This is a genomic window from Thermocoleostomius sinensis A174 (assembly GCF_026802175.1).
Taxonomy (GTDB): Bacteria; Cyanobacteriota; Cyanobacteriia; order Elainellales; family Elainellaceae; genus Thermocoleostomius; species Thermocoleostomius sinensis.
The window spans coordinates 3,908,841-3,935,264 of record NZ_CP113797.1; the positions used below are offsets into that span (position 1 = coordinate 3,908,841).

Here is a 26,424-nt window from a genome sequence, read left to right on the forward strand (position 1 = left end):
ATTAATATTATTGATTTCTGCCATTTTGACTCGATTGAAGCATCAAAACTCATCTCTGAATCTGCACCGCAAACGTTGGCATAAATCGCTACATCTTTCTGATTCAACTCCTTAAAATCCACTGTGTCTTTGGCGGTTCTTTGCGGTAATGTCTACATACTCAACTATGAAACGATCGATTCTCGATAAAGTCTTTCAATTTAATTGGGGACGCGATCCGGAGCGCTTGCTGTTGAAATATCGCAAAATGCAATTAAGTAGTTTTGCCTTTTTTCGGGCTACCTGCCATTTGTTCTATGAAGATTGGGTTGTTAATACACCACCTATTGAGTCGCCACTGGCTTGGATCTGTGGAGATTTACACCTAGAAAACTTTGGCAGTTTCAAAGGAGATGATCGGCGAGTATATTTTGGTATGAATGATTTTGATGAAGCGGTGCTCGCTCCCTGTGTCTGGGAATTGGGCCGCTTTCTCACCAGTGTCTTGGTAGCCGCACATCAACTCGCCATTGAGCCAGCCGCTGCCAAACACCTGACACAGGTTTATCTGACGGCCTATACTGAGGCGCTGAAGCAAGAAAAATCCAGAACTATTCGCTTGGAAACCGCAGAAGGACTAATTAAGCATCTACTTAGAGAACTGGAAGAACGCAAACGTAAACAATTTCTCGATCGCTACACCAAGCTGAAGAAAGGAAGGCGGCAACTTACCATTAACCCCAAAAAAATGGTGACGGTTTCAGCCGATCGCCAAGCTCAGATTGAAGCTTTTATGGACACATGGGCCCAAACTCAGAAGAATGCGCCGTTTTTTCGGGTGATTGATGTGGCAGGGCGCTTGGCGGGCACGGCTAGTCTTGGGATGATGCGCTATCTGCTACTTGTAGAAGGAAAAGGTGCTCCCGATCGCCATTATCTGCTGGATCTCAAACAAGCCCATCCCTCTTGCCTGCACCCCTTAGTTCCTGTTCCTCAGCCCCAATGGACCAGTGAAGCCCAGCGCATTGAGACAATTCAAGCCCGAATGCAAGCTGTTCCTCCGGCTCTGCTGCACGGTGTGATTCTAGACCACATTCCCTTTGTATTGCGTGAACTGCAACCAACTCAAGATAAACTGAGCCTCAATCGCTGGAACGGTAAGCTGAAACGATTAGAAGTGGTGTTGAAAACCATGGGGCAGATCACCGCCTGGACCCAGCTTCGCAGTACTGGCAGAGATGGTTCTGCCACAGCCGATGAATTGATTGAATTTGCTAAACACTCTGATTGGCACAAATTACTGCTCGACTATGCTGAAGATTATGCTATCCAGGTAGAGGCAGATTATCAGAAATTTCAAGTCGAATTTGCGGAATTCATAACAAATGAATCGTTGAAAAACTGCCATACAAATAAATGATTTTAAAATAAAAAAAAGATGTTTTCTGCGCTGCTGTCATGAGGGAAGAGATCGGCTATGATCACGGTCGAAGCGACGTTCGGCAGCAGAGTGAAAAGGTATCCTATTATTCAATTCCTTGACTTTTCTCCGAACCGCCCCCTGTTTCATATGGTTTGGAGAGGATCGTGACTATTTACATTGGCAACCTGTCTTTTCAGGCTACTGAAGACGATCTGCGGGAGGTTTTCGCGGAATACGGCAAAGTCAGCCGGGTCAGCTTACCGACAGACCGAGAAACTGGCAGGAAGCGCGGTTTTGCGTTTGTGGAGATGGAGACTGAAGCTCAGGAAGATCAAGCAATTGCTGAGCTTGACGGTGCTGAGTGGCTCGGTCGAGAAATCCGGGTTAACAAAGCAAAGCCCCGCGAAGCAAGTAATCGGCGTAATGGTAGCTTCTAAGCAAATGGGATTTTAGAACTGAACCGGATTGGGTAGACGATCGGACCGCGATCGAGGCCCAGGTTGGGCAAAGGGCGCTTCTTGCCGCACGGGTGATTTAGGGGTGGGAACGTCGTCCCCAATTCTGAAGCAAACTTCTAAAATCTAAAGATGTACGCACTCGGAGCCGCAGATGACTGGGTCACGCCTGCTGACGGTTGTAGTCGGTCTTATCCTATTTTTGGGATTGGTGGTGTGGCTGATCGATTCGCTCTATCGGCTCTACATCAGTGTATCCTTCACTTCGCCACTACTAGGAAATCTCCTGCTGGTGGTGTTGCTTGTGTTGCTAGCAGCCCTATTAATAGGCATTGTCTATTATGCCCTGCTATTTCTCAAACCTCGATCGCGCCGCCCTCCTCCACAGGTTTCAGCCCAACGACCGGATGCGGCTAGGGAATCGCTTGAGGCTGTGCGGCAGCAGGTCACTCAAATTCAAGATGAGGTGGCTCGTCAAGTTCTGCTAGAACGATCACAGCAGTTAGAAGCTAGCTTTTCACGGCGCGCTTTTCGTGTGATTGTGTTTGGCATTGGCTCTGCCGGAAAAACATCTATCGTCAATGCTATCTTGGGGCGAATGGTTGGGGCTATAGGCGCACCGATGGGAACCACCACCATTGGGCAAACCTACCAATTTCGCTTTAAAGGACTCGATCGCGACATCGAAATCACGGATACACCGGGAATTCTGGAAGCAGGGATCGTGGGCACCGATCGTGAGCAACAGGCTCGACAACTGGCTGCTGAAGCCGATTTGCTGCTGTTTGTCCTCGATAATGATCTGCGCAAGTCAGAATTTGAAGCCTTGCGATCGCTCAGCGAGATTGGCAAACGCTTGATTGTCGTCTTCAACAAAACAGATTTGTATCCAGAGTCCGACCTTGATGCTATTCTGCAACGACTATCCAATCGATTACAGAACTTGGTATCCCCCGAAGACATTGTGGCAATTGCCGCTAATCCTTCGCCTATACCGCTAGAGACGGGCGAATGGGTGCACCCCGATGCCGATATTGTGCCGCTGCTGCGACGGCTAGTAACGGTGTTGCGAGCAGAAGGCGAGGATTTAATCGCCGATAATTTGTTGCTTCAAGCCCAGCGCTTGGGGGAAGAAGCCCGTCAACTAATCGACGCCGAACGACTGCGGCAAGCTGAAAAAGTCGTCGATCGGTTTCAGTGGATTGGAGCTGGTGTGGTGTCGGCGATGCCGTTACCGGGCATTGATCTCCTAGCAGCGGCGGCTGTGAATGCGCAAATGGTAGTGGAGTTGGGACGGGTGTACGGCTGCGAACTAAATTTAGAACGAGGCAAAGATTTGGCTCTGTCTTTGGCAAAAACTCTCGTCAGTTTAGGCATTGTACGAGGTGCCACCGAATTGTTTTCGATCGCCCTGCAAACAAACGTTGCCACTTTTCTAATAGGACGAGCCATTCAAGGCGTGACCGCCGCCTACCTGATTCGCATTGCGGGCAAAAGCTTCATTGAATATTTTCGACGGGATCAAGACTGGGGCGATGGCGGCATGACGCAGGTGGTGCAAGAACAATTTCGCTTAAATCAGCGCGATGAATTCATCAAAGGCTTTGTGCAGCAGGCGATCGATCGAGTCGTACAACCTTTATCGGAACGCATACAAGACACTAACCCCTGATCCTGTGATCCTGCATCCATTTCCCCACTCCCCTCCACCTTGTGGGATAATAGGGATCACAGTATTTTTAGATTTTTCCAGTGAGTAACGTCCGCACTGTTTCAGATACCAAGCGCGCCTTCTATACCATTCATACCCGCCCCATCAATTCTATTTACCGACGGGTGGTCGATGAATTGATGGTAGAGATGCACCTGCTGACCGTTAATGCGGACTTTCGCTACGACCCGATTTACGGGCTAGGCGTTGTAACAGCATTCGATCGATTCATGCAGGGCTATCGCCCCGAACAGGACAAGCCCTCAATTTTTGTAGCGCTCTGTAAGGCGCTTGAGCAAAATCCTGAGCAGTATCAACAGGATGCGGAGGCCCTTCGCAATGAGGCGGTCTCGCTTTCATTAGAGGATTTTTTGGCGCGGGTCAAACAGCTAGACACTGAAGCAGCAAGCGGTTTGTTCGGGCAGTTCCGATCGATTGCCGAGAATTCTAGCTTTAAGTACAGTCGTTTGTTTGCCATCGGTCTCTATACTTTGTTGGAAACAATGGCTCCCGATGTGGTAAAGGAAGAGGCAAAACGTAACGAAGCCCTACAAACCGTGGCAGAGAGTCTTCATATTTCGGCTGATAAGCTACAGAAAGACTTGGAACTGTATCGCGGTAACTTGGAAAAAATGGCACAGGCGCAACAAGTGATGGCCGACATTCTTCAAGCCGATCGCAAGAAAAAAGAAGAACGGGCACGGGCTAAAGATGCAATGACAACTCCGTCAACGCAGGAGCCGTCTGAACCTGCTTCGTAAATAGGCAGTCTGAGTAGGCGTGGCGGTAGTCTTCAGCAGCGTTTTGTTAGGCTCTGAGCCTCTCAAATTCTCTCTGCCATTAGACTACCGCCATTGCTGTCCGTCAACCCTTTACAGCCGCATATCCGATAGATGAAAGCGGTTCTGTCCTCGCCGTTTAGACTCCTCTAGAGCCGCTTCTGCCTGTTGCAATAAGATTCGACCTTCTACAGTAGAAGCTTGGGCGATCGCCCCTCCAATGTTGACCACAATCGGGACAGTTGCCCCGTTGTCTAGTTCAACTGGATGGTCTGCCAGCGTTCGACGTATGGCTTCACCCAGTTCAGACAGCGCCTTGGAAGGCAGACCTGCTGCCGTCAACACAAAGTGACCGTATCCATTGTGATACAGCCAACTGTCGCTTGGGCTAGTACGGTGTAATTGCCGGGCGATCGCTCTCAGAACGTCTTCCTCACGTGCAGCATTACTATTCAACAAATCGCCAGGATGAGTATCAATTAACAAGACACTCACCAATCGATCGGGTTTGGGCGTTGTCGCATTCGCGGTGCGCTGTAAGAGGTGACGAATGCCGTTCAGGGCAAATTCTTCTTTCAGCAATCCAGTTCTTGGTTCGGTCACGGCCAACGCTGCCAGTAACTCGCGGTGTTTTCGCTGAACCGACTCTATTTCCTGATCTTTCTCCTGAAATTTCCAGCCCATCTCTTCAAGCTCACGACGGCGATGGGAGAGCTTAATATTGCGCTTAATTAAAGAAGGAACAGAAATTAATAAACCAGCGATTACCCCAGCCGCTAGGGTAATTAACAGCACAAGCGCCAGTGGTTCTTGAGCACTCCAAGTAAAGAAACTAATGGCAACAGGGGCCGTATTTTGTAGAGCAAACAACACGGCGAGAAGCGCGATCGCCAACGCTAAAATCACAAGGAACGGCATAGCGGTATACAGGTGAAATCTTAATGGCTTTGTTGGCGATCATACTATTCTCGAATCCTTTGCGCCTGTAGCGATAGAATTGCTTATGTACAAATCATGCTAAAGGGAGAAAGGATCATGCCAGAGGCAGTCGGCGTGATTGAAACGCTGGGATTTCCAGCCGTGCTAGCGGCCGCAGATGCCATGGTAAAGGCAGGACGGGTGACGATTGTATACTACGATATTGCTGAAAGTGGTGAACAAGTGGTGGCTATTCGCGGCCCTATCTCCGAGGTGAGACCTGCCATGGATGCAGGAATTGAAGCGGCCGGAACGGCCCCTCCCAACGGCAAATTAGTCACCTACTATATCGTTCCTAACCCTCCCGAAAACGTGGAATCGGTGTTGCCTATTCACTACACCGAGAAAGTAGAAGAGTTTCGATGGCGATGATGCCAGTTGGCATAAAAGGTGGGATAACTTATGTCAACCCTAGACACTCAAGGAACTCTAAATCTGGTAAAGATGCAAGTGAAATTATTTGTTTTTCTTAATTCTAGATTTTGAATTTGTAATTCTTCTACGTCAATGCAACCAATGGTTTGAATAGAACTTGGGCAATGGCTCACGTAGAATATTAGAATGGCGTTCACCACATACAAAGCGAGGAGATAGCGATGCCTGTTGCGGTTGGAGCACTGGAGACAAAGGGATTTCCTGGGATATTGGCTGCCGCTGATGCCATGGTTAAAGCGGGTCGCGTGACATTGGTGGGGTATCAGCGCTGCGGAAGTGCTCGTTACTGCGTCATGATTCGGGGTGATGTGTCAGAAGTGAAAACCGCGATGGCGGCTGGCGTTGAAGCAGCCGAAAGCTGCTATGGTGGAACGCTGGAGTCCTGGGTAATTATTCCCCGCCCCCATGAAAATGTAGAAGCCGTGTTGCCGATCGCCTTCAGCGAGAGTGTACAGCGCTTCCGAGACTCAGTGGAAATTCCCCTCATTCCTGGTCAGGGCGGCACAAATCGATAGGTTTACGGCACTTTAGCTTGCATGTAGCCATTCATGAAACGGGCGATCGAAAGGCATCTATTTCAACAACATTCCGGCGCGGCTGGTGGGTTTGCGGCACAGGTTCAAACCTTGGTTGCCATTTTTTAGCGATTGGCACTCGCCAACCTGTGCCAAAGGCGCGATCGGTGACCTTTAAGCCAGGTGGTGCTTGTTTCCGCTTAAATTCTGCCATTGAAACTAACCGAATCACCTTCTCGACAACGCCCCGATCGTGTCCTGATGCCACAATGTCCGCAGGTGCTCTATGCTCTAAGATGAGTTGTTCTAAGATGTCGTCCAACACCTCATAGGATGGCAATGAGTCTTGATCGACCTGTCCTGGCTTTAACTCGGCACTGGGGGCTTTTATCAGAATGTTTGGTGGAATAATTTCAGCCGATGAGGAACGGGGGATGAAGGAGACCGGCAAGCCGCTGATGTTGACTTCTTTCAGGCTGGCATTCAACCAATGGCAAATCGAGTACACGCGCGTTTTGGGAACATCGGCGATCGCCGCCAGTCCACCATTCATGTCCCCATACAAGGTACAGTAGCCCACTGCCATTTCTGACTTATTACCCGTCGAAATCAACAAGTGCCCAAATTTGTTGGAAATTGCCATGAGTAAACTGCCGCGAATTCGCGACTGAATGTTTTCTTCGGCAACCCCAAAGTCTGTACCGGCAAATAGAGGAGACAAGGTTTGATCATAGGCTTGCATCAATGAACCAATCGGCAAAAGCTCTGTTTTGATGCCCACATTATGAGCCAACGCTTGTGCGTCTTTGATTGAGTGAGCGGAACTGTAGGGTGACGGCATCAACACTCCTAACACATTCTCAGCCCCAACGGCTGTTGCGGCAATGGCGGCTACCAACGCCGAATCGATGCCTCCGCTCAGACCCAGCACCACCTTTGAAAATCCGCACTTGCGCACATAATCCTGCACTCCCAGCACTAGCGCTGCCCACATTTCTGCATCCTCACTGTCTGGTTGTGGGGCGATCGCTGCTTCATTCACCACCAAATCTTGCATGGCTGAATCAAACTCTGCCATAACTAAATCTGGTGCAAACGCTAGCCCTCGACAAACCTTATGACCGTGGCGATTAAAGCCAATGCTGTTGCCATCAAAAATCAAATCATCATTGCCGCCAATCTGATTTACATACAAAATCGGCTGTTGATAGGTCTGGGTAGCACGTTGCAGCATGGACTCTCGCAATTGCTGCTTACCCACACTGTAGGGAGAAGCCGATAAATTTACGATCAAATCTACTCCGGCTGCTACTAGTTCCGCGATCGGATCAATGGCGTAGTTACGCTTGCCCCAAAAGTTTTCATCGTTCCACAAATCTTCGCAAATCGTCACACCAATGCGAATACCGTTCAGAACGATCACATTGGAATCTAGTCCCGGTTCAAAGTAGCGATCTTCATCAAAAACATCGTAGGTTGGCAACAAGCGCTTGTGAAACACCTGCTGCACCTGTCCGGCTAACAGCAGCGCCGTGCTGTTAAATAAGGGTTTGCCGCCCTGAGCCGCACTGGGATTTGGAACTACCGTTCCAACCAATACCGCCAAGTCAGACGGTAAATTTTGCGCCAGTTGCTCTAACGTGTCGGCCATTGCTTGAACAAATGCAGGCTGCATCAGTAGATCACGCGGAGGATAGCCACAGAGAGAAAGCTCGGGTGTCAGGAGCAGATCAGCACCTTGCAAAATGGCTTGTTGTGCTGCTTCCAAAATTTGTCGGGCATTACCCGCTAAGTCACCGATTGTCGGGTTGAGTTGAGCGATGGCAATTTTCATAGGAGTTGGGGATTAGAGGTGGGATTCTGCCGCCTGTTGAAAGGAATTTGTTTAAGTGCTTGAGATATTTGAGTGATGATAGTCAATTTTTTCATGGGAAGCCGTATAGAAAGGCTCGAACTACTTCCATTAAAGCGTTGCAGAACAAAAGCCCTTCTCAATTTTCTGTGTGGTGGTTAGGCAGGGAAAAGTCACTGCAATGCTGGATCAATCTTGCTGCAACATATGACCGCAACACAGATTGACCCCGAAAGTTCATTGAACCCTGCCTTGTAGGGATGTAGAGTTAGTTCTGACTCCGGTTCCTGTTGAGAAGTCTGGGGTTAGGGGATGAGAGCAGTTCCGGATGTAAGATCAAGATTGCCAGGCTAATAACAATCGAAGATAGCTAGCGCTAAACCTTCTTGGGATGATGATAGCGAACTTTAACGACTTCGCTAGGCTGTAACTGGGTGGTATAGGTGGGCAACACTAACCAATCCTCTAGAACGCTAATTTGATAACGGAGATTGGCTTCGCTATGTTGCAGGTCTTGTCGCCAAGTTTGTGGCTGAGTGATCTGAATTAACCAACGGCAGATAATCAAACTCATCCACATCAAACCCAGCAAAATGCTAAGCACCCGACAACCGAATCCTGCCATCGAACTCACTTGCAACGGGTGGGTTACGAGAGGCTGGGCAGAGGTAGCAGTCAGAAATAGCAGCAGCGCGATCGCGATCGCAATTCCCGGATGTCGTAGGGAAGTTATGAGGAAAAACAGGCAAATTCGCAACCCCGCCAAACGGATACTGTCTTTAAGTCGTTGAGTAAAAGGAATTTGATAGAAGTAGAAAGGGAGAGGAGGTTTCATCCGCGTTCTAGAGAAGCTGACATCCCGATCGGGGATTGACCATGCTACCTGACCAATTCCCTAAATCGATTTTTTCATCTTATCTGCCCAATGGCAGAGAAAGTATTACAGCTTTTGAACAAGTCTTCGCTCAACCGTTGCATCAAAACAGCCTCTCTCGCTTGAGTTCTACCCGCCGTTGCTACTTAGGCAATGAAGTTTCAAGAATTGATTCTAACCGTCGTCCATCAAACCCAACGCTAGAGGTTAGCACTGTTCCCCCTGGGCTGACAATGCCGCCAGAAATCAGAATTTTGAAAGCATCTTCGATCGACAACGAGAGATTGATTACTTCGCTTTCGGGAATCACCGCATACCAGCCCGTAGTGGGGTTTGGTGTGGTGGGAATAAACACACTCAATAAAGGCACTCCCATTTGAGCTTGGATGTAAGGGCTGACCGTTCCCGTCACAAAGCCGATCGTCCAGATATTTTTGCGGGGATATTCCACCAACACCACTCGCCGGAACTTGTCACTTGAATCTCGCAACACGGTTTCAAGCAATTGCTTGAGCGTTTTATACACCGAACCTGCCAGGGGAATGGCTTGTAGAATTTGCTCTCCTACATCCAAAAGCCAGCGCCCAACAATGTTGCGTGCCATCAGTCCAATTAGCAAGATGCTCAGCAATGGAACCGCAAACCCAATCAACAAGTTGAGCAAATCTCCAACAATAGGTGGATGCAGATCATTGAATGGATTGAGTTGTTTAGGAATGCGAGTTAAAAAATTAATTACCCATGTGGCGATCGTAATAGTCAGCCAGATGGTAGTTGCTAGCGGAATCACTACTAACAACCCTGCAATCAGATCATTTTTGAGATTTTGTTTGAGGCGATGCAGTGCAGACAATGGCTTCTCCCTTCATGTTTAATAGTGACCCGATACCCAATCATCCTGGGGAGGACATCCTCTATGTATATAGTTGTAATTCGTGTTAAGAATTGTTTCAAGTTTTTCAGATAATCTCGCAACTATTTTGTTCGGCTTTTTAGAGTGTTTGGGGTATGAGAGTGTCTTGCGCCTAGTTGCCTCGATCGTCGCGCTTAGCAGACTAGGGAGGACTAGGACAGCAAATGGGGGATAGACCCAATTTGCCTACCCCCCCTATGTAATTGAATGCTGTAATGACTGTATTGTTATCCCTGATCCGCATTAGATTCAGGATGCCGGTTGCGGATGCGTTCTGCCTCGGGGCAGTCATCCGAAACCAGCGGTTCTACATCGCCACGGGGGACAGTTGCTAATCTTTGCATTACAGACCCAATGCTCTCAAGACGAATCATTTCTTCCCAAGAACAAATTTCGTCATCTTCCTCGGTCTCGTATCGAACAGTCACCAAATCTCCTTCAATATCAAGGATGCGTGCCCGTTCAATCCACCGTTGTTGATCCCGCAAAAAGATCCAAACCTCGCGACCATCACAACAGAGTTGATAGATCTTGCGGTGTAGCATGTATCGCTTCTCCTGAGCAAAACTTCTGCAAATCCTATGGAAACGTGAACGCTAGCTCAAAGCCCCTCATCTAATAGCCTAATAACAGCTAGTACTAGTAATAGTCTAGGGCTTATTGATCGAGATACCCGACCCCCAAGGCCAGAAAATCTTCCGGAACGAGGTCTAGGCAGAAACCAGCGTTAAAAGCTATGACGTAGTTTACAAAATGCCGTCTGTTCATAGGCTCAAATCTGTAAAACATATCGGTCTGCACTAACCATCCTGAGACGAACCTGGCGTGTTGCAAGAGAGCCTGAAGCGCCGTTTAAACTGGAAGATAACGCTCAAATTCATGATGTCAAAGCAAACAAGGTTCTTTTCTAAAAGGCTTTTTGGAAAGAAAACCAACAGGATGTTGCAGACTAAATTAACGCAATTAAAACCTGAGGTAAACCAGTTTGTGAAGAGGGTTGTCGGTCTAAAAGCTCAATCTTTAAAAAAGAATCAACAGCAGTCCACAATACTATATTCACAATACTCAACAAAACTCACAACAACGTACGTCAATCTCAAACTGCTACAGTGTCAAGCTGCTACAGTGGTAGAGCTAACCAGGCAGGGGGCTGACGCCAACCTGCATAGAACTATTCTTATTCTAACGAGCTTCGGTTGAAATTGGGGATAATATAGTACAAATGTTGTTGCATCTGTGTACGTGGCTAGAAGTTGAAACATATTTGACCCAGTCTCAGGGCATTATTTTGCCGATCGGTTCGACCGAACAACACGGGCCAACGGGCTTAATTGGGACAGATGCCATTTGTGCAGAGGTGATCGCTAAAGGAGTTGGCGAAACTACTCGTGCGCTGGTGGCTCCCACCATCAATGTTGGCATGGCACTGCATCACACGGCATTTCCGGGTAGTATGAGTTTACGCCCCAGTACTTTGATTCTGCTGATTCAAGATTACGTCACCTATCTAGCCCAAGCGGGCTTCACTAAATTCTTTTTCATCAATGGCCACGGCGGCAATATGGCCACCCTGAAAGCAGCGTTTGTCGAAACCTATGCCGCTTTGGCGCATCTGAATGTGCCGAATGCCGATCGGATTCAGTGTAAGCTGGCGAATTGGTTCATGTGCGGATCAGTATATCAGTTAGCCAAAGATCTGTATGGCAACCAAGAGGGGTCGCACGCCACTCCCAGCGAAGTGGCTTTGACGCAATATGTTTATCCTGAATTCATCAAGCACGTTCCCCTTGAGCCGCCCGTAGCCCCAGCAGGGCGACCAATTTATGGGGCGATCGACTTTCGACGAGCTTACCCCGATGGACGGATGGGGTCGAATCCAGCGTTGGCAACGCCAGAGCACGGCAAACAGTTGTATGAAGCAGCAGTAAAGGAACTGAGTACAGCCTATTTAGAGTTTTTAAATAAAGATTAGGTTCACAGTTAAAACTTGCCTGAGCTATTTTCACACACCCGGAAAGGCTGGGTAACTTCCTAGCCTCATCCATGTTTGAACTGAAACTATCTAGCGAGTTACGCGATAGCGAGTGTTAATACTCATGAAAATCCCTGGTTTCGGCGACAGCAGCAGGGGACTCTAAGTCGTTGCTTCTCTGTGGCTATGCGCAATTGATGAATCGCTTCTCGATAGAGGTGAGAATAATCCATTAGCTGAGGGCTTTGATGTAGGCATGATGCAGCCGGTTCGTGTAATTTTGCAGACTGAAGGTTTCCGCCCGTTGTTGACCCGCGACAATTAAGCGCTCGCGCAAGGGTCGATCGCTCAACAGGAGTTCGAGCTTCTGTTTAATATCTTTCACGTCGTAGGGATCGACATAGAGGGCAGCATCGCCACAAATTTCAGGTAAGCAGGAAACGTTGGAGGTAATCACCGGACAGCCAAAGTTCATCGCTTCGACAGGTGGCAAGCCGAATCCTTCATACAGCGACGGAAACACCAGGCTATAGGCCCCCCGATACAAATAGCGCAGTCCTTCAGTGCTGATGTATTCCAGCAGTTTGACTTTCTTGACTGAAGTTTTACTGTCAAACAGATATGCTAATTTGCCCAGTTCTTCTTCCCACAGCCAGCCTTTCTTGCCGACAATCACCAGTTGCAAATCGGTATCCAAAGTAGCATAGGCATCTAACAAACGCCCTACATTTTTCTTTGGTTCGATTGCCCCCACAAACAGTAAATACTGCTGTGGCTTTAATCCAAACCGCTGCAAACCATCAGCCAAGTCTTCCTCAGAAATTCCATCTAGTGGACTGAGGGCGATCGGTTGATAGGTAACAATAATACGATTAGGGTCAGTATCAAAATACTTCAGTAGATCTTGCTTAGAGTTTTCTGAAACCGTAATAATTACCTGCGAGTCCTTCAGGGCATCGCGAATCTTGAAGTAGAACACTTCTTTGTCATCCAGCGTGGCATAGGGCAATCTCAAGGGAATCAGATCGTGAACGGTGGTGATTTTGGCGGCTCCGCGTACCCGTATTGGTAGAGGATAGGTGGCGTGCCAGACATCAATCTTTTCGGGAATAGTGATGTTTGTCGTCAAGCGAAATTTCTTATAGAGACCGTTGGCCAAGTCATAGCACTGGGGCAGGCTGAAAGACGTGGCATAGCGCAAAAAGTCTTCGCTGTACTGTCCCCGTTTCACGACAAAGCCAGTAAAGGGTTTGCGACGTTTGGCGCGATAAAAAGGTGAGATGGATTTAATCAGCCACTTCGATAAATTAATCCAGTTTTGTTGACTAGATTGATTGTCAAAGAAAATTACTTCATCGAGGATTGCGTTTTTCTTGGAACCTCCTCGACTCAGCAACACATCCACATTAGCTCCTAACCTATCCAAAGCCTGCATCAAACTCAATCCATAGGTTTTGATGCCCGTACCTTTAGTTAGTTGCAGGTTGTAGCCGTCTACTAGCACGTTGACGCCTTTGAGGCTGCGATCGGGTTCTACCTCCACACTAATGCCACTTTGATTCCCCCAGGTTGATCCCTGCGCTTGGGGGCGAAAGGTGGTGACAAGTCCCGGTATACAAACTACATACCCGCCCTGCTTGACGATCGAATTGGGCGACCAAGCGGTAATCCACCAATCTTCGTCGGCTCCTTGACCAGGTTTGCCTTTGTCGGCTTTGGGGGCACCGAGGTAAGGGGTGGGAATTGGCAATACGGCTCGCCAGTAATCGCGATGGGCGTGTAGGTGCTGACCGGGCATCGATCGCTTCAGCAGCACAGTGTAGCCTGCTATCTCGGTGGTGTTAACGATCGGGTGTTCTGGTCCTTCTTGACCAGCCAGCAAAGGACGATCGATCGGGTGTTGCAGTTTGGCCAATACATCAAGAATATCGGGGCGAATGTCTACGTCGTCCTGAAAGTAGGAGATCCAGGTAATGGCCGAATCGGCCAACCAATATTCCACCCCCACGTTGATCGCATTAGGCAAGCCTCGATTTTCGGGAATGCGAATCAGTGTGGCGCTGTAGAGGTTGGCAAGTTGCTGATTTTGGCTGGCGTTGGTAGCCGTGGAACCATCATCCACCACCACGATCGGGACATTGAGTTTATAGAACTGGGGCAGCGATCGCTTTAAGCAATCTGGGCGATTGTGGGTTGTGACGACGATCGCATAATTGCGCCGTGTGAGATGGTGTGGCAAGGCTGGGCGATTTTTTAGAGCTTGAAGTAGCGACTCTACATGAACAGCCGGGGGGGAAGAAATCTCTGGAATGGCGGTTTTAGCGTAGACAACAAACACAGGATTCGCCAACACGGGCTGAAACTCCGCCACCACTTGATGAGCCAACTGTGCGTCAACCTCTGCCACCATGCCCTTATGAAACACCACAAACTCGAAGTGATTGGCCGGAAATAAATAGGACACGTTGTAGTGATAGGTTCCGGGGAAAAACTCAAGAAAATCGTTGGGCGCGAGGATGGCTGCTTGGGGCTGGGCATGTTGCGCCAGAAACGACTGAACCTCTGTCCAATAAGAGTCTTCGCGAGGAAATGGCATGGGAGATTAACATGGAAGATCAATAAATGTCAGAACTTGACCCTAACGTTGTATCACGGATTGTGCCAATCGCCGCTTATTCCTCATCGGTTGGTAAGCCGATCGCCCGCTTCACGCGAAACCACGCCGATCGCAGTTGCCAAAATTTACTGGTTTGCATTGCTTCAATTTTGGACTGAGCCGTTTGCAGTCGATCGCGAGTGTATTGCAATTCCGCCTGATTCGTCTGATGCGCTTGACGCAAGCGCTTTAGCTCTTTCTGCTGCTTTTCTAATTTCGATTTCAGGGCTTCATAATGAGGAGATTGGGGGGAAGCTCCCTCATGAATGCTTTGTAAGCTCTTGCCCGGCGCAAATTCTTGATACCAAAAAATGAACTTGAAGCGTGACAGTTCGCTTGACCAATCATGGAATTGTTGAATCAAAATCTCGGATGCGATCGGAGTGATAGAACTTTCGCAGGTCAGTTCGTAGCTAAACAAAAACGGCGTTCGCTGTGCCAGGTGAAATAGTAAACACAGAGTTGCATATTCCTGTAATTCCGGGTCTTGCAGCAACGTTTTATCCAACACCGATCGCCGCGCCACAAAACTGTGGGGCAGGATTGTCTGCTGAAATTGCAACCATCGATCGAGGTGAAACGGTTGAAATAGAACGATTGGGTTAGCATTGACATCTGCTGGTGATGCATGCAAGATACTACCACTATAGGCTACGCCTGCTACTGGATGCTGCTCTAGCAAAGCAACCAACGTTTGCACATGGTTCGGATAAATCACGCTAGATTCATCTAGTAAAGCGAAGTACTCTGCTTCGATCGCGTTCAAGCCTTGCCATAAAACCGTACTAGAAAGTGCATCCGGCGGCACATCCAGGACTTTTAGCGGCAAAGAATTCTCAGTAAGTAACGGCTTGCTAAGCTCAAGCGTGTTCGGTTTAACGATTGTGACCGACAGATTCGGATAAGTTTGTTGGCTCAGGTGTGCCAGCATTGGAGGGAGGGCCTCTGGTCGGTTCACTGGCAGAATCACTTCAACGGCTGGCGGTGTAGTGAAGGAGATTCGCTCGATCGCGCCATGCTTAAACCCTTTGTCCACCACAAGCGATTGATGATGCGGCAAAATTCCTTGCAGCAAGATTTCTAATGTGTAATGCGTTGCAAAAACCTCATGGGCGGCGGCAGCCATCTCGATTGCTGTTTGCGGATGAGCCTGAATCCACTGCATGTGTGCTGTAATCTGTTGCAATTGTGCTGGGATTGGCAGATCTGGATTGATATACAACACTGTGTCGCCAAAGGCCGATCGAATGAAGCAATGATCGCTACAGATAGCCACGGCTCCTGCTGCCACAATTTCAAAAATCCGCATCGACGGTAAAGCCGCATCCCGATGTTCCGATCGATGTAAACACAATCCCACCCCCGCTTGATTCAACGTTTTCAGCACACTCGCGCCATCAAACGGCAGCGGTCCTTTGTAAGTCGATTGCAGATGCGTCCAACCGTCTGGATTGCCGTACACCTCCATAAAGTCCTGGCGATCGAGTCCTGCAAACAGTTCTTGAAATCGCGTTCCGTCCCAATTTGACCCCAGATACATCAACCGAGGTTGTTCGAGCTTGGGTGGTTGAAACGGCGTGTGCGGGCAACTGGTGTAGAAGGGAGCCGTGAAATAACGCTTGGGGGTGGTGTAAAGCAGTTGATGCAGCCATCGTTCCAGCACCGATGAAGACGTAAGATAGCTGTCATAGGTCAACACATGCTGCACAAACGGTTCTGTGCCTTCAAAAAACGACGGTGGATTCCACATACAGCCATAGGTGGGGTGCTCGGTGAGCTTGGGGCTATTATTGTGCAACGCGATCACAAAATCGGGATGAAACGATCGAATGTCACTGGCAGTATGCACTTCTGCTGCTTGCCAGCCGATGTGACTGGCTGCCAAAGCGATGCGACGCGAGAGTTCAGTTTCGGCAACAAACTGCCCTGCAAACGGGTTTTGAATAGCAACCTTCATGCAACTGATAAAAACGCACCAAGTGATAACAGGTTTAATTTATCCTTTATTAGTTCGATTGTTAGTTCGATGTTGAACTCAATTCATCCAATCTGCTGAGGCTACAGCCAAGCTTTTAGTCTGGATTGCTCATTCTTGATTCTTTCCCTATCTCTATGCCAACTTACTCTGTGCGCCTGCTCAATCCCAATCTCAACCTCGATCGCACGATCGCCGTTCCTGATGATCAATACATTCTGGATATAGCTGAAGATGAAGGTATTCGCCTACCGTCGGGCTGCAAGTTGGGCGAATGTTCGGCTTGTATTGCTAAATTGCTGGACGGTGAAATCGATCAAAGTGAACAGAACTTTCTTGGCGCTGAAGAAATAGCCCAAGGCTACACGGTCACGTGCGTGGCCTATGCTCGATCGAACTGCACGCTGTTGACGCATCAAGAACAAGTGCTGTATCGATCGTCGTTGTATTACACACCGAAGGATAGCTGAGAACCGATCGTTCCTACAACCATTTCATCGATCCTCAAAATAACAAACAGGTTGGTTTCCACCTGGGCGGGAATAAGCCGATCGACCGCCACAGCGCCGCCCTGCTCTGTCTGTATCATAGGGACAATCACAACTGCCACTAACGGCTTCACGGATTGGACCAGTTGACACCGGGGTTGAAGAAGGAGACGGAATGACAACTGGTGCGGGCGCAGGAGCGGGGATTGGAGAAGGACTCGGTTCGGCAGAAGGGGTAGGTGAGGGAGAGACGATTGGGGAAGGACTCGGTTCGGCAGAAGGACGATTGGGGGGGGGTGACTCGGATGCAACTGGGGAGGAGATAACTGGCGGTGGCACAATCGCAGCAGGCGGTGCTTCTGGTTCGGTCGTACTGCCGATTAGAAAGAAGCCAATCGCAAAAATGCCAACCTTCCACCATATCCAGTGCCGAAGCCCTTGACTCTGAACAAAGCGATTGATGGGCGGAAGGCAAATCAGTAACCAGAGGAGCAGAACGAGTGTCCCTACTGGAGAATCAGACAGCAGAGAACCAAGGAACGCCATCCCAAAAAAGGTGGCAAAGCTCCATCCCAAAAATGATTTTATTCGTTGCATTGCATACCTGTTGGATTCAAAGTTACATACCAATTTGAATAGCTTGCCTGAGACGAGCTACATAAGAAGGGTGATAGGTTGAGAAAACAGATGGAACTCAAGAAGCGATTGAGTAATGAACGGAACTCATTAACTTATTCGTTCGGCTTACTTAAGGGATTCGCAGGCTATGCCATCCTCATCCTTGTCAAGATAGGTATGCCCTTCTGCGAAAAGCCGTTGTGCTGTTTCGCGATCGCCAATCTCACTACAGGTGTAGCGCTGGGCAGTTAAATCAGAGGGAAGGCGATCGGATGCAGGTTGCTCAATTTCAGGTTCATTCAAGATGGAGGGCGACTTGTCCTGTAGGAAAGTTCCTATCCCCACAGAACCTCCACCCAAAACCAGAGCAAAAAAGATTGGAGCGAGCCTGCTTAGGCTAATACCGTTTAGCGACCACTGAAATTGTCCGTTTAGGTCAAGACGAGGATCATTCTGAGGATCTGCTTGATTTGATCCATTTGGAGAGTCTTTATTAGCAGCCATTGGTCATATCAGGGAATTTACGGAGATAACTACCCATAAGCCTGAGTACATTTCGCAAACTCATGTTGGATTTACTTGACTGACAAATTACGGAAAAGCAACGATGAACTCTGCAACTATTTCAATCATTTTGCGTCACTTCAGTTGCACAACGCACAAGAAGTTGCCAAAACTGATGCGGATTTTTGATGTTATTAAGTCTGGCTCTCTTCTCCCTATTGAGAGGGGTTGGGGATGCGGACAATTCATATCTGAGTTCAGCAACGCCCTACCCCGTTGTAGGGCATAAACGTGGTTATCTATAAAGATTTGGGAAAACTAGGGCTATCCTGATGGGGTTTTGTCTGAGCTTTCATTAGGAGCTAGTCCTCAAGGGAACAACGTTTTGCTCACTATGAAAATTTCCCACAAGTTGCTCGGCAGCTTCATTGGTGTTTCCCTACTAACCGGAGTAGTTGGCGCGGTAGCGGTTATTCAAAGTCAAAAAATTGCGGAAACCTTAGCGATCGCCGAAGCCAAACATGTGGCGGAAGTCATAGCAATTTCGATTACCCACCATCTCTCGCCTCATCGGGGTGATGTTGCTCAACCCTCCCTGTTTGAATCCGACTCAGACGAACTACAACGCTACACCGATCTCTTGCATGACCTGCAACAGCGTGACATTGTGGTCGTCGATCGCCAAAAGCTGATCTTGGCAGACGCTATCCCTAGGAATGTGGGAACAGTTTTTAACCATGATCAGGGCAATGAAATTCAGCAGACAATGCAGGATGGCAATCCCAGAACTTTTCTGGAAAAAAGTGACGATTATCCTCAGGGTATAAAACTGATTGTCATTCCACTAAGAACCTTGCGAAATACGATCGAGGGTGCCGTCATTTTAGAGTGGTCATCTCTATATAACGAAGCGATCGCCCAAGCCAAACCTACCTTAGTTGTGATTGGGCTTACCAGTCTAGGAGGAATTACTTTCGCATTGTTCATTGGGTTGCAAATTGCAAACAGCATTGCCAAGCCCCTACAAGCCGCCACTACCATTGCTCAGCAAGTGACGCAAACCTCTAACTTTGCTTTGCAAGCTCCCGTCACAACAACCGATGAAATCGGCACCTTGGCAATGGCACTCAATAGCTTGATTCAACAGGTCAAAATGCTGCTGAATGAAAAAGAGCAGCACTCTAGAGAACTTCAGCAAACCTTAACCCAACTTCAAATGGCGCAACTCCAATTGGTTCAAACTGAAAAGATGTCAAGTTTGGGGCAGTTAGTTGCTGGCGTAGCTCATGAAATCAACAACCCGATTAACTTTATTCATGGTAACGTCACTCACATTGATCACTATACTCACGACCTGTTGAAAGTTGTGCAAGCCTATCAAACGTATTACCCTAATCCCCCTCAGACGCTCCAGGAACTATTAGATGATGTAGAACTTGACTTTTTATTTGAAGACTTAGAAAATCTCCTTCAGTTGATGAGGCTAGGTACAGATCGAATTCGTCAGATTGTTTTGTCTCTGCGTAACTTTTCTCGATTGGATGAATCTGAGTTTAAATCTGTTGACTTACATGAGGGCATTGACAACACACTACTGATTTTGCAACATCGTCTGAAGGCAAAGCCAGAGTCTCTAGCAATTGAGGTCATTAAAGAGTATGGTCAATTGCCCTTAGTAGAGTGTTACCCTGGACAGCTAAATCAGGTGTTTATGAACTTGATTGTTAATGCGATCGATGCCTTACAAGATTCTGTTCGGCATCAATCAAATACCAAACAGCTAGCGCAACCGGGCATGATTTGGATCTCGACTCAAGTAAAGGCTGAGGATCGAGTACAGATTACGATCTCAGACAACGGTTTAGGAATACCAGAAACAGTCCGATCACACATTTTTACTCCTTTCTTCACAACTAAACCGAACGGTAAAGGCACGGGCTTAGGGTTGTCGATCAGTTACCAAATTGTGACTGAAAAGCACAAAGGTACTATCTGGTGTGATTCTGCGCCAGGAGAAGGCACCAAATTCGTGATTGAAATCCCAATTCGCCAACCTAGATCAACATCCACTTGAGGAGGGTACACCAGTGGCTACAGCGATTGATGATTTTCATAGATAAACTGCTCGCTGATTCTGGTGTAATGTACCGTAACGATCGCGACGATTCAATTGACTAATCTGAACTAATCTGAGAAACGTGAAAAGAATATTAAGAAGAATTTAAGAAACCTTGAGAAAGCCTAAAGAGTATCTTACACACTCACTAAAACCCATGAATAGGTTTTAGGCTTAAATTCAAGCTATTGCGGGACTTTGCTATGCCAAACAGCCGCTGCATTCCTGTGTTTCTCGATCGCTATAGTAAATAATCAAGCAGAGGCTCTAGAACATGTTGTGAGTTCGTTGATTATTCAGTCAATAGGCTGGATCTTCTTGAGCTAGCTAGCGTGATCTAGATTGTTGGCAGAACTGTCAAACTTGAGTCACTAACCTTAGAACCCAATTGGAGCAAAATTCGCTACCCAATACGGGATCTGAAAAACTCTTACAGGTTGGCTTTTGCAGGTAATAGCTTGATTCAGTCGGTAAACCAACCAAAAATGTCAAAATCTGCTGACTTTTGCAACATTTATTAATATAATTGGGGTGGTGTTAGCGTGAAAATAGAAAATATTCAGTATACTTCACTACAAAGACAGGGTCTCGATTAATTTTTTGAGACATTTTAATTCTGTTACCGATCCGGCGAAGGACTGAACTTTTCTAGGGCGACACACCTACTATTCTTCTCATCACTACAATGGCTAAAGCAGAGGGTGAATTATGATTCAATCCGTTCAGTATTCTATGGGTATCATCCAAGATGAAGCCCGACAGCTAGTGCAGAAAGGAGTGGTTGGTCGTAATCAACCCATTTATGTTCTCTGCCAGTATATTCCGGCTCGAGAATGGGCGTGTGTAGAATGTGTATTAGAGAACAATGATTTCCTTCTGCGCGATCGCATTGGTGACTTACTTGGTCGCGAAGACTGGGAGAATGATTAAGCCTCGCGCTCGTTGTATCTAAACATACTAAGCATCTGAACATTCCAATGTTCAGATCAAAAAAGCTCCAACGGGGAGCTTATAGTCACGACGCGCCAGCTTTTACGATGTTTAGTGGATAACAAAACAAGATTCAGACAATTTTTGTTGATGGTATTAAAAGGCTATGAGTTAGGCTCTCGTAGCCTTTCTAATTCGGCTCGAATACTAGCTAGTTGGGCTGTCAAATCTTGCAGGTCTTGCTGAATGGCCGATGCAGGGGTGGATGAGAGGGCAGCAGGAGTAGAGGTTGAATCCGAGGCAACGGTTGGTGCTGGAGGTGTTTGAGTTTGGTTTGCGGTGGTTTGTTGGTTCAGTAACCCATCTACAAAATTACGAGCTTCTTGCTCGGTGGTAGCTCCTTTCACTTCCCATGCTTCGGCTAGCTGATTGAACTCAGTTTTGAGTCGGGCTAAACTTTCTTCACGTCGCTGTGAATCTTGTAGCGTTTCTAGCAAATCTGCGGTGGCTCCAAGGGTGACGCGAAAACTTTTTTGCGCTAATTGAATGAGATTGTCCGAATTCATGACAAATTGCCAATATTAATGAATTTTTTGAGAGCACGACTATTTTAATGGATTTGATGAGCCGCTTCACCTCAACCATATTGCTCTAGATATTGTTGAATATCTTCATGAATGCGTGTTAACTCTGCTTCAGTGCTGAGACGAATGCGATCGTCCCGTAGGGTAATCAGCACTTTTGCGGCAAACGGCGAGGGCCAAATATTAGGATTACAAAAAATTTCTAGAAACACGTCGCCTGTGTAGCGATATTCCATTGCTCGTTGGGGTATGGGCTTGCTGCCGCCGCTGCTGCTTTGGGTGGAGGCAACTTTCAGTGTTTCCATCAATGCAGCGATCGCGGTTTGAAGATCGCGGGCGGCTTCGGGTGTGAAGCTAAAGACAACGGAACCCTCGGAAAGATTAAGTCTAAGTGGTGAAACTGACATCATGATTCATGGTTGAGGTGTTAAAAGCATCGATTGACGATGCTCGTTAATACTCAATAGTAGCGAGGAAGGGGCAGAAGGGAAGAGGGAACAGGAACGACAACGTCCATCAAAGAAATCTAGGACAATGATGAATAAAAGGATTTGCCTGAGTGCTTATAGAGGGGAGGAAGGGGATGCATCCGTTGAAGAAAAGGAAACCAGTGAAGCAACGGTTTGAGTCCAGTCGCGATCGACAACGGGCGGTGCGCAATGTATTGTTGCTGACGCTGGTGCTGAATTTGTTTGTGATGGTTCTCAAGGCGGTGCTAGGGGTATGGACCGGATCGTTGAGTCTGCTGGCCGATGCTATTCACAGTGTCACCGACAGCGCTAATAATGTGTTGGGCTTGGTTACGAATCGGTTAGCATCACCACATCCCGATCGCGATCATCCCTATGGTCATCAGAAATATGAGGCCATTGGCGCACTGGGCATTGCTGCGTTTCTGGGCATTGCCTGTTTTCAAATTCTGCAAGGGGCGATCGAACGAATCCTGCACGGCGGCAGTGAGGTAGAAATTTCTGCGACTGAATTGTGGCTCTTGCTGATTGTGTTGGGGGTCAATATTTTTGTGGCGTTTTATGAACGGTATGTGGGGCAAAAGGTCGGTAGCCCGATTCTGATTGCTGATGCTAGGCACACCATGAGCGATATTTGGGTAACGGTGAGTGTGCTAGGAGGGCTAATTGGGATCTGGATTTGGCAGGTGCAGTGGCTCGACGTGGTGCTAGCGTTTCCGGTAGCGTTGTTGGTGATTCGTAGCGGTTGGTCGGTGCTTCGGGAAAATTTGCCGTGGCTGGTAGATGAAATGGCGATCGCCCCAGAATCGATCTATGACATTGTGATGAGTGTACCGGGGGTGGTCAATTGTCACAGTATTGCTTCGAGGGGGTTGTTAGGACGACAGGTCTTTATTGAGATGCATTTGATTGTCGATGCCAGCGATGTGGAAACTGCCCATACGATTACAGAAGCGGTGGAAGCCCGATTAGTCGAGAAATATGCTCCGGTTCGCATCAGTATTCATGTAGAGCCGCCAGCTTACGAGTCTGATCAAATTAGCTATGAATCTGGCATTGGCTGAATCGAGCTATGAATCTGACCGTCCCCCTCACCCTCGCCCGCTCCTCATCAGCGAGGCAGCGATTCGGCTCTCTGCTCCCAGAGGAAGCAGGGGTGGGGATGAAGGCAACTCCAACGGGAATGCAGCAGCCATGAATCTTAATTGTGAGTCTAATTGTGTATCGGAGCGATCGTCGTAGGGATGTCTCGTGAATCCCCGGATACTTGTACCAATTCCCAACCGATGCGAGTGGGTTGTTGGTAAATGCGCTTGAGGGTATTGATATCGCGGGCAGAGATGGGCGGTGAGGTACGCACTTGCGAAAAGTAGAGAGCATCTGTTTCCAGAGGACTATGCCCCCAAATGCCTAAGGCATGACCAATTTCATGTCGGGCTGTGGCTTTTATGTACTCGATCGTTTGATTAGGGGTAATTTGAATAGTGAAACGCTGGGCCAGTTTGGCAGGGCCATGCAGGGGACGATCGACAAAGAGGTGATACCGAGTTTCGGCCGATCGAACTCGAGGTAATGGTAAGGAAGTGAGGTCAGATCGATTCGATCCAGATTCCAGTTGCAGAGGAGGCACCGCTCGCCAAATGACAATATCGGCGGTTTCGGCTGTAACCACTTCTTGCAACGGCAAGTAAGTATGCCACTCTTGCACGGCTTGCTGTACTGCGTCTACCCAAGCTTGCGATCGAGCCGCGTCTGCTGGATTTTCTGTCGCTAGGGCAGGTTCCACAAACACCGTTATAGGGAACTGTGACCACACCAAATAGCCGATTGGAGTAGGTTGAATGTCCGCAAAGTAATCGCCTTGCTGATAGTGGTCATGCCACTGGGCCAATGCTGCTGGCAATGGGTGCGATCGGGGTTCTGGAAGCTGTTCTTCAACCGTAATGGCGCGATCGATCATAGTGCGATCGATGTCAGGAGCTTGGGTTCGTCCCCATGATATTTGCCCAATCACAACCATTAACGTACAACCGATGGCAGCCACTGTCCACCTCGTCAATCCTGTTCTATGAAACCGCCACCACGCTGCAAATAGCGCTCTAAATAGACGATTCAGGGTACAGACAGGCTGAGAAGACTGCCCAATCCTCAACCACAGTGATCGAACCATGCCTTGATCACTGTGGAGTTGTGAGCCAACCAGCACTGAGGACGACCGTTAGCCCTAAAAACACAGCCACCAGCGTCCAAGTGACGCGATTCAACGTGATCTCAGCGCTTTTGGTGCTGGTAAACAGTTGTGCCTGCCCTCCCAAGCCACCGAGTCCGTCTCCTTTGGGGCTATGCAGCAGCACCAGCACAATTAATCCAATGCCAGAGATCGCCCAGATAATTTCGACAATATTGGTCAAAGTCATAGAGATAACGGTGAAATTAATTTAGGTAGCCAATACTACTCTCCATTCTACCGATCTTAGGATTGGAGAGATGAAGGATAAAGTTCTATCTTGATTCGCTACAGAATTGAGGAAACCCAACTAATCCAATCGTTCTTTGCCTGATAGAGCGTGACTTTTAAGCATTGCCGTTCGCTATAGCGACACCCGTACCGGGGTACGGTTTGATCGCACATCCAATTCGGCTGGTAAAATCATGGATTTTCCAGTCATTTCCGTGGGTTGCGGAATGCCCAAAATTTCCAGGATGGTGGGGGCAATGTCTGCCAATGTTCCGTCCGATCGCAGTAACACATCGGTTCCGTGACCAGGAATTTTGCGCTGTTCTCCTTCAACCAAAATGAACGGCACAGGGTTAGTCGTGTGGGCTGTCCAGGGGTTGCCGTCTTGATCGCACATGTATTCAGCATTGCCATGATCGGCGATGATGATGGCTGTGCCACCCATTTTGCTAATAGATTCTAGCAAACGCCCCAGGCACCGATCGACGGTTTCAATGGCTGTTACGGTCGCCTCAATGTTGCCCGTGTGTCCTACCATATCGGGGTTAGCATAGTTGATAACAACAAAGGCATATATCCCTTGCTCAATGGCAGCAATTGCTCCATCAGTTACTTGCTCAGCCGACATGGCTGGGGCCCGATCGTAGGTGGCTACCATTGGGCTATTTACCAGCCCTCGCTCTTCACCCTCGAATGGATCTTCAATGCCGCCGTTGAAGAAGTAGGTGACATGGGCATATTTTTCGGTTTCTGCCGTGCGAAATTGCCGTAACCCCTGTCGCGCAATCACTTCACCCAAGATATTGTTAAGGTTCTGCGGCTCAAACGCCACAGCTACGGGGAAGTCGGGGTCATATTGGGTGAAGGTGGCAAAGCTGAGCGGCTGAATTTGTTTGCGTTCAAACGCGGTAAAGTTGGGATCGACAAACGCTTGAGTTAGTTGCCGGGCGCGATCGGGACGGAAGTTAAAGAAAATCACGCCATCTCCGGGTTCTACGGCTCCAGGTGCTATCCGAGTGGGAAGGACGAACTCATCCGTGACGCCAGCATCGTAGGACGCTTGCAGAACATCCAGCACCGATCGCCCGTCTCCATCTCCGTCGGTGGTCATGACATCATAGGCGGTTTGTACTCGATCCCAACGGCGATCGCGATCCATACTGTAATAGCGCCCGCTGAGTGTCACGATACGACCTATGCCAAACTTATCAAAATAGCCTTGAATCGTTTGCAGTTCTCGCAGCCCATCGGTAGGTTTCGTATCCCGACCATCGGTGATGGCATGAAGGCAAACATCGGCGATTTCTTGTTCTTTAGCCAATTTCAGCAAGCCGGATATATGCACCAAATGCGAATGTACACCGCCTTCTGAACATAGCCCCACCAAATGCAGCTTACCGTGGCGTTGGCGTACCTCCTGACAAATTTGTACCAAAGCCGCATTGTTCAAAATCGTGCCATCTTCAACCGCATCCGTAATGCGTACCAATTCTTGGGGAACAATTCGTCCTGCTCCAATGTTGAGATGTCCGACTTCCGAGTTACCCATTTGACCTTCGGGCAGCCCCACGCTTTTCCCCGACGTGCGAATCAACGTGTGCGGATACACTTGCCAAAGGCTATCCATGACCGGAGTGTTAGCGGCGGCAATGGCATTCCCATCCACCTCCTCGCGATAGCCCCAACCATCTAGAATCACCAGCACGACTGGAGAGATCGGCTTTTGTGCCATGTAAATA

26 protein-coding genes are annotated in these 26,424 nt (G+C 48.3%); 12 read left to right on the forward strand and 14 right to left on the reverse strand.

The features are described from left to right. Positions 1–166: 166 nt before the first annotated feature. From OXH18_RS16965 to psb29, 4 genes are all read left to right on the forward strand, one after another. A complete protein-coding gene (locus OXH18_RS16965; RefSeq protein WP_268608290.1) occupies positions 167–1,399 on the forward strand; it encodes a DUF2252 domain-containing protein in 1,233 nt (410 codons plus the stop codon). Positions 1,400–1,566: 167 nt separating this feature from the next. Beyond that, complete coding sequence (locus OXH18_RS16970; RefSeq protein ID WP_268608292.1) at positions 1,567–1,839, forward strand: RNA recognition motif domain-containing protein; 273 nt, start codon at positions 1,567–1,569, stop codon at positions 1,837–1,839. A gap of 172 nt (positions 1,840–2,011) precedes the next feature. Continuing rightward, the gene (locus tag OXH18_RS16975; RefSeq protein ID WP_268608293.1) at positions 2,012–3,529 is read left to right on the forward strand and encodes a YcjF family protein; all 1,518 of its coding nucleotides are present in this window, start codon (positions 2,012–2,014) and stop codon (positions 3,527–3,529) included. A gap of 80 nt (positions 3,530–3,609) precedes the next feature. Beyond that, positions 3,610–4,329: a photosystem II biogenesis protein Psp29 gene (gene psb29 / locus OXH18_RS16980; RefSeq protein WP_268608294.1), complete on the forward strand. Its 720-nt coding sequence runs from the start codon at positions 3,610–3,612 to the stop codon at positions 4,327–4,329. A 111-nt stretch (positions 4,330–4,440) separates the two neighbouring features. On the opposite strand, the gene OXH18_RS16985 is transcribed toward psb29, so the two are convergent. Beyond that, the gene (locus OXH18_RS16985) at positions 4,441–5,265 is read right to left on the reverse strand and encodes a GGDEF domain-containing protein (protein ID WP_268608295.1); all 825 of its coding nucleotides are present in this window, start codon (positions 5,263–5,265) and stop codon (positions 4,441–4,443) included. A gap of 117 nt (positions 5,266–5,382) precedes the next feature. Here OXH18_RS16985 and OXH18_RS16990 point away from each other — a divergent pair, with 117 nt between their 5' ends. Next, positions 5,383–5,697, forward strand: coding sequence for a carbon dioxide-concentrating mechanism protein CcmK (locus tag OXH18_RS16990; RefSeq protein ID WP_268608296.1), 315 nt, complete (start codon positions 5,383–5,385; stop codon positions 5,695–5,697). 224 nt (positions 5,698–5,921) lie between these two features. Further along, positions 5,922–6,275: a carbon dioxide-concentrating mechanism protein CcmK gene (locus OXH18_RS16995; RefSeq protein WP_268608298.1), complete on the forward strand. Its 354-nt coding sequence runs from the start codon at positions 5,922–5,924 to the stop codon at positions 6,273–6,275. A 31-nt stretch (positions 6,276–6,306) separates the two neighbouring features. Here the strand turns inward: OXH18_RS16995 and OXH18_RS17000 are convergent, their stop codons facing one another. The 4 genes from OXH18_RS17000 to OXH18_RS17015 all read right to left on the reverse strand — a co-directional run bounded on the left by OXH18_RS17000 (position 6,307) and on the right by OXH18_RS17015 (position 10,459). Then, positions 6,307–8,109: an NAD+ synthase gene (locus OXH18_RS17000; RefSeq protein WP_268608299.1), complete on the reverse strand. Its 1,803-nt coding sequence runs from the start codon at positions 8,107–8,109 to the stop codon at positions 6,307–6,309. A 394-nt stretch (positions 8,110–8,503) separates the two neighbouring features. Further along, entirely contained in the window at positions 8,504–8,962 is a 459-nt protein-coding gene (locus OXH18_RS17005) for a hypothetical protein (RefSeq protein ID WP_268608300.1), read from the reverse strand. Between the two features lie 181 nt (positions 8,963–9,143). Then, complete coding sequence (locus tag OXH18_RS17010) at positions 9,144–9,854, reverse strand: DUF502 domain-containing protein (protein WP_268608301.1); 711 nt, start codon at positions 9,852–9,854, stop codon at positions 9,144–9,146. Between the two features lie 287 nt (positions 9,855–10,141). After that, complete coding sequence (locus OXH18_RS17015; protein WP_268608302.1) at positions 10,142–10,459, reverse strand: DUF6679 family protein; 318 nt, start codon at positions 10,457–10,459, stop codon at positions 10,142–10,144. A gap of 677 nt (positions 10,460–11,136) precedes the next feature. On the opposite strand from OXH18_RS17015, the gene OXH18_RS17020 reads away from it, so the two are divergent. Then, positions 11,137–11,886 carry a creatininase family protein gene (locus OXH18_RS17020; protein ID WP_268608303.1) on the forward strand — a complete coding sequence of 250 codons (750 nt, stop codon included), beginning with the start codon at positions 11,137–11,139 and terminating at the stop codon, positions 11,884–11,886. Positions 11,887–12,118: 232 nt separating this feature from the next. Here the strand turns inward: OXH18_RS17020 and OXH18_RS17025 are convergent, their stop codons facing one another. Together OXH18_RS17025 and OXH18_RS17030 are read right to left on the reverse strand one after the other, a co-directional pair. Continuing rightward, the gene (locus OXH18_RS17025; protein ID WP_268608304.1) at positions 12,119–14,482 is read right to left on the reverse strand and encodes a glycosyltransferase; all 2,364 of its coding nucleotides are present in this window, start codon (positions 14,480–14,482) and stop codon (positions 12,119–12,121) included. Positions 14,483–14,558: 76 nt separating this feature from the next. Next, positions 14,559–16,499, reverse strand: a complete 1,941-nt coding sequence (locus tag OXH18_RS17030) for a glycosyltransferase family A protein (RefSeq protein WP_268608305.1) — start codon at positions 16,497–16,499, stop codon at positions 14,559–14,561. A 155-nt stretch (positions 16,500–16,654) separates the two neighbouring features. On the opposite strand from OXH18_RS17030, the gene OXH18_RS17035 reads away from it, so the two are divergent. Further along, a complete protein-coding gene (locus tag OXH18_RS17035; RefSeq protein ID WP_268608306.1) occupies positions 16,655–16,987 on the forward strand; it encodes a 2Fe-2S iron-sulfur cluster-binding protein in 333 nt (110 codons plus the stop codon). Between the two features lie 24 nt (positions 16,988–17,011). Here the strand turns inward: OXH18_RS17035 and OXH18_RS17040 are convergent, their stop codons facing one another. Together OXH18_RS17040 and OXH18_RS17045 are read right to left on the reverse strand one after the other, a co-directional pair. After that, a complete protein-coding gene (locus tag OXH18_RS17040; RefSeq protein WP_268608307.1) occupies positions 17,012–17,602 on the reverse strand; it encodes a hypothetical protein in 591 nt (196 codons plus the stop codon). A gap of 147 nt (positions 17,603–17,749) precedes the next feature. After that, the gene (locus OXH18_RS17045; RefSeq protein ID WP_268608308.1) at positions 17,750–18,127 is read right to left on the reverse strand and encodes an excalibur calcium-binding domain-containing protein; all 378 of its coding nucleotides are present in this window, start codon (positions 18,125–18,127) and stop codon (positions 17,750–17,752) included. 394 nt (positions 18,128–18,521) lie between these two features. Here OXH18_RS17045 and OXH18_RS17050 point away from each other — a divergent pair, with 394 nt between their 5' ends. Both OXH18_RS17050 and OXH18_RS17055 read left to right on the forward strand, forming a co-directional pair. Beyond that, positions 18,522–20,201 (forward strand): sensor histidine kinase, encoded by a 1,680-nt coding sequence (locus OXH18_RS17050; protein WP_268608309.1) that lies wholly within the window; start codon positions 18,522–18,524, stop codon positions 20,199–20,201. 750 nt (positions 20,202–20,951) lie between these two features. Then, positions 20,952–21,173: a DUF4327 family protein gene (locus tag OXH18_RS17055; protein WP_268608311.1), complete on the forward strand. Its 222-nt coding sequence runs from the start codon at positions 20,952–20,954 to the stop codon at positions 21,171–21,173. A gap of 164 nt (positions 21,174–21,337) precedes the next feature. Here OXH18_RS17055 and OXH18_RS17060 read toward each other — a convergent pair whose 3' ends face one another. After that, positions 21,338–21,739 (reverse strand): hypothetical protein, encoded by a 402-nt coding sequence (locus OXH18_RS17060; RefSeq protein ID WP_268608312.1) that lies wholly within the window; start codon positions 21,737–21,739, stop codon positions 21,338–21,340. 71 nt (positions 21,740–21,810) lie between these two features. Further along, the gene (locus OXH18_RS17065; protein WP_268613203.1) at positions 21,811–22,164 is read right to left on the reverse strand and encodes a hypothetical protein; all 354 of its coding nucleotides are present in this window, start codon (positions 22,162–22,164) and stop codon (positions 21,811–21,813) included. A 176-nt stretch (positions 22,165–22,340) separates the two neighbouring features. On the opposite strand from OXH18_RS17065, the gene OXH18_RS17070 reads away from it, so the two are divergent. Further along, positions 22,341–23,291 carry a cation diffusion facilitator family transporter gene (locus OXH18_RS17070; RefSeq protein ID WP_268608314.1) on the forward strand — a complete coding sequence of 317 codons (951 nt, stop codon included), beginning with the start codon at positions 22,341–22,343 and terminating at the stop codon, positions 23,289–23,291. An 8-nt stretch (positions 23,292–23,299) separates the two neighbouring features. Next, entirely contained in the window at positions 23,300–23,425 is a 126-nt protein-coding gene (locus OXH18_RS17075) for a hypothetical protein (RefSeq protein ID WP_268608316.1), read from the forward strand. 15 nt (positions 23,426–23,440) lie between these two features. On the opposite strand, the gene OXH18_RS17080 is transcribed toward OXH18_RS17075, so the two are convergent. The 3 genes from OXH18_RS17080 to gpmI all read right to left on the reverse strand — a co-directional run bounded on the left by OXH18_RS17080 (position 23,441) and on the right by gpmI (position 26,417). After that, on the reverse strand, positions 23,441–24,397 hold the full coding sequence (locus tag OXH18_RS17080; protein WP_268608317.1) for a hypothetical protein: 957 nt from the start codon (positions 24,395–24,397) through the stop codon (positions 23,441–23,443). Positions 24,398–24,404: 7 nt separating this feature from the next. Next, on the reverse strand, positions 24,405–24,644 hold the full coding sequence (gene secG, locus OXH18_RS17085; RefSeq protein ID WP_268608318.1) for a preprotein translocase subunit SecG: 240 nt from the start codon (positions 24,642–24,644) through the stop codon (positions 24,405–24,407). Positions 24,645–24,818: 174 nt separating this feature from the next. Beyond that, positions 24,819–26,417 (reverse strand): 2,3-bisphosphoglycerate-independent phosphoglycerate mutase, encoded by a 1,599-nt coding sequence (gene gpmI / locus OXH18_RS17090; protein WP_268608319.1) that lies wholly within the window; start codon positions 26,415–26,417, stop codon positions 24,819–24,821. Positions 26,418–26,424: the final 7 nt, after the last annotated feature.